The organism is Mesorhizobium sp. M2C.T.Ca.TU.002.02.1.1, assembly GCF_003997225.1.
Genome location: NZ_RZTO01000629.1, coordinates 1 through 3,724, shown reverse-complemented (window position 1 = coordinate 3,724; position 3,724 = coordinate 1). Strand labels below are relative to the sequence as shown.

Below are 3,724 nucleotides of genomic sequence, written 5' to 3'. Positions count from 1 at the left end.
TGGCAGGCCTTCGCCAGGGCGCTCGACGGCATCGAAACCTTCGACACGCCGTCGGTCGTCAAGAAGCGCTCGCGCGATTTCTTCTGGTACAGCCCGATCCTCAGCCGCCAGCTGTCGTCCTGTTTCGGTGACCTCGTCGCGGCACCTGCGTCGGTGGACGAACTGGCGCGCTGCCTGGCGGTGGCGGCTGAGTGGCGGGTGCCGGTCGTCATCCGCGGCGGCGGCACCGGCAATTACGGCCAGGCCGTGCCGATGGATGGCGGGCTGATCGTCGACATGACCCGCATCTCGCGCGTGCTGGAGATCGGCCCCGGCACGGTACGCGCCGAGGCCGGCGCCCGCATCGGCGACATCAATGCGGCGCTTGCGCAACATGGCCGCGAACTGCCGATCGTGCCCTCGACCGAGGCGATCGCCACCATCGGCGGCTTCATCGCCGGCGGCTCCGGCGGCATCGGCTCGATCCGCCACGGCATGCTGCGCGACGGCAAGAACATCCAGGCGATCACGGTTCTGTCAATGGAGAAGAAACCGCAACGTCATGTCTTCACCGGTCCTGAAATCCTCGCCATCCATCATGCCTGGGGGCTGAACGGCGTCATTACCGACGTGACGCTCGGCACCGTCGCGTCGCCGCGTTGGCGCAACGTCGTCGCCTCTTTCGACACTTATCGGCAGGCTTTCGAGGCCGGCATGGCGCTCGGCGACGCGCGCGCGCTGAACCTCAAGCTGCTGACCACCGTGGACGGTCGCATCGCGGCTTCGATCGCCAAGCTCGGCGAGCTCGCGAAGCGCCGCCGCGACCTCGCCATAGTCATCGTGGCCGAGCCGGATGCGGCAGCGGTTCGCGATGTGCTGCGCCATCATGGCGGCACAGTCGAGATCGACCTGGATGCTGAAGGCATCGCGGCTTCCGGTCTGCCGGCGCTGTCCGAGTTCTCCTACAACCACACCACGCTGCAGGTGCTGAAGCAGGACCGCACGGTGACCAATCTGCAGGTGACGTTCCCCGCGCCGCTCGACAGTCGCCCGATCGAGCCGCTGCGGAAAATCTTCGGCGACGAGGTGCTGATGCATCACGAATTCGCGCTGCTCAACGACAGGCTTGTCGCCTTCGACCTGCCGATCGTGCGCTACACCGACGACGCGCGCCTGGCGGAAATCACAGCCGTCTACGAGGCGCAGGGACTGGGCACCTCGAACCCGCATCTACCCTATGTCGAAGGCGGCAGCATGAAGCCGGATTTCAAGCATCTGGCTTGGAAGAAAAGGCTCGACCCGGCCGGTCTGCTCAACGCGGCGAAATCGCGCTTCTGGAATGAGGTGAAGGACTTGTCCGCGGAAGAGATCGAGGCTTTGCCTCGCCGACGGAAGAAGGATGGCGGATAAACTGCCCTGGCGCCTGCGTACCTTGCGCTACGCAGGCGCCACGACTGCTAGTGCAGGTAGCCGAGCAGCCAGAGAATGATGATGATGGGCAACGGAATCCCGATAAGCCAAAGCAATCCGCCTCGCAGCATGACGATCTCCAAATTGTCGTTATGTGAGGCAACGCTAACGCGCGGGCTTGGTTCCCGGGTAATGTTTTGCGCACGAGCGACGCAGGCGTGCATCGTCACTGATCACCTCGGTCTCGCCCCTTAAGGCCTTGTGGTCATTTGTCTAAAAGCGATGGACGGCATTCTCCGCCGTCCCCGATTTTCGTCGCACAATCGCGTCTTTTTTCCTGCAATTGAAGGCCATTTTCTGGCCCTAACCCATTCAATTTATTACAGGAATTTAATGTGCGTCGGAATTGCGCGCCAGAATCCGCAAGCCTATGCTTCGGGCAGGATCGCGGCCCTGTGACCTGCCTCGCGCATGTCTGACGACGCGATCGGCGAGGGTTCGGCGGGCGGCTCCGCGCGGCGGACCTTCCGGACGCGGCTTGATGAGCAGGTGACAGAAGTGGACGACGAAGTCGTCAGCCGGCGCAAGCGCCGCAGCGAGCCAATGCCGCTCAGCGAGCCTCTGGCCCGCAGCGAGCCCACGCTTCCCAACAGGGACGCGACCCAGGTCGGGCCGCCGCTCGCGCGCCGGTCGCGGCGCGGCTGGATCGTTGCGCTGCTCCTCGTCCTGGCCGCGGCTGGCGCCGCGCTCTGGCTGCATCCCCTTCAGGTCCAGCAGCAGAGCGGCCATCGTGGCGGCGGCCGTTTCCGTGGCGGCGGCGATCTCGCGCAGCCGGTTGCCGTCGCGTCGGTGACGCAGGCCGATATCCCGATCGTGCTCGAAGCGCTGGGAACCGTGACGCCGCTGTCGACCGTGACGGTGCGCGCGCAGGTCAGCGGACAGATCACCCAGATCGGCTTCACCGAGGGCCAGAATGTGAAGAAGGGCGACTTCCTGGCCCAGATCGACGACCGCACGCTGAAAGCGTCGCTGCATCAGTGGCAGGGTCAGCTGGAGCACGACCAGGCGCTGCTTGCCGATGCCAAGCTCGACCTCGACCGCGACCTGAAGCTCACATCGAACGCCATCACGCAGCAGGCGGTCGACCTGCAGCGCGCCACCGTCCAGTCCGACGAGGGGACCGTGGTGTCCGACCAGGCGCAGATCGAGGCCGTGCAGGTCAACATCGCCAACAGCCATATCACGGCGCCTGCCGACGGCCGCATCGGCCTGCGCCTCGTCGACCAGGGCAACTACGTCACGCCGGGCGACGCCACCGGTATCGCGGTGATCGCCGAAATGCAGCCGATCTCGGTGCTGTTCTCGCTGCCCGAGGACAGCCTGGCGCAGGTGCTGGAACAGACGCACGGCAATGCCGGGCTGAAGGCCAGCCTGTTCGACCGCAACGATACAAAGCAGATCGCCGAAGGCACGCTGCAGACGATCGACAACCAGATCGATCCGACCACCGGCACGGTGAAGCTGCGCGCCGTCTTCCCCAACACCGATGGCGTGCTCTATCCCAACCAGTTCGTCAACGTGCATCTTCTGGTGCGCACGCTGACCGGCGTCAGCGTGCTGCCCAACGCCGCCATCCAGCATGGCGCGCCAGGCACCTTCGTCTATCAGCTCAATGACGACGGCACCGTCTCGGTGAAGACCGTTACGCTCGGCCCGGGCAACGCCACCGTCACGCAGTTGCTTTCCGGCCTGGCGCCAGGCGCCAAGGTCGTGGTCGACGGCGTCGACCGGCTGAAGGACGGCGCCAAGGTCTCCGTACCCGACAATGCCGCGCCAGTCTCAGGTGCAGCGCCGGCCGCCGGCGCTGCACCTGCGCAGCCGCAAGCGGCCGGGACAGGCAGCCCGGCTGCTGGCGCGGCAAACTCCGGCAACACGCCCACCGCCAATTCCGGCAACGCGTCCGCCGCCTCCAATGACCAGGCCGGCTCGGCAGGCAGCGGCCAGGCAGGCGAGGGCACGGATGCATCGGGCGCTGGCGCCAGCCACAAGCACCGTCACCATCGCCGCGACGGCGGCGGTAATGCAGGCGGTGGCGGCAATGGCGGCGACAGCGGCGCCAGCCAATGAACGCGCCGAGCGGTCTCGTTGCCGGCTGGCTGAACCCGTCGCGACCGTTCATCCTGCGGCCGGTGGCGACCACGCTGATCATGGCCACCATCCTGATCGTCGGCATGATCGCCTATCTGTTCCTGCCGCTCTCGGCTCTGCCGGAGGTCGACTACCCGACGATCCAGGTGCAGACCTTCTATCCCGGCGCCAGCCCGGAGGTGATGAC

4 protein-coding genes are annotated in these 3,724 nt (G+C 66.1%); 3 read left to right on the top strand and 1 reads right to left on the bottom strand.

Annotation, left to right across the window (positions count from 1 at the left end):
- Positions 1–1,389 (top strand): FAD-binding oxidoreductase (locus tag EOD07_RS26395; RefSeq protein WP_164772540.1); only part of this gene is annotated, 1,389 nt, incomplete at its 5' end.
- Between the two features lie 47 nt (positions 1,390–1,436).
- Here EOD07_RS26395 and EOD07_RS26390 read toward each other — a convergent pair.
- On the bottom strand, positions 1,437–1,619 hold the full coding sequence (locus EOD07_RS26390; protein WP_127237500.1) for a hypothetical protein: 183 nt from the start codon (positions 1,617–1,619) through the stop codon (positions 1,437–1,439).
- Between the two features lie 328 nt (positions 1,620–1,947).
- Here EOD07_RS26390 and EOD07_RS26385 point away from each other — a divergent pair, with 328 nt between their 5' ends.
- Complete coding sequence (locus tag EOD07_RS26385; RefSeq protein ID WP_245470493.1) at positions 1,948–3,516, top strand: efflux RND transporter periplasmic adaptor subunit; 1,569 nt, start codon at positions 1,948–1,950, stop codon at positions 3,514–3,516.
- A gap of 29 nt (positions 3,517–3,545) precedes the next feature.
- Positions 3,546–3,724: efflux RND transporter permease subunit (locus EOD07_RS26380; RefSeq protein WP_164772541.1), on the top strand; the 179-nt coding region annotated here is incomplete at its 3' end.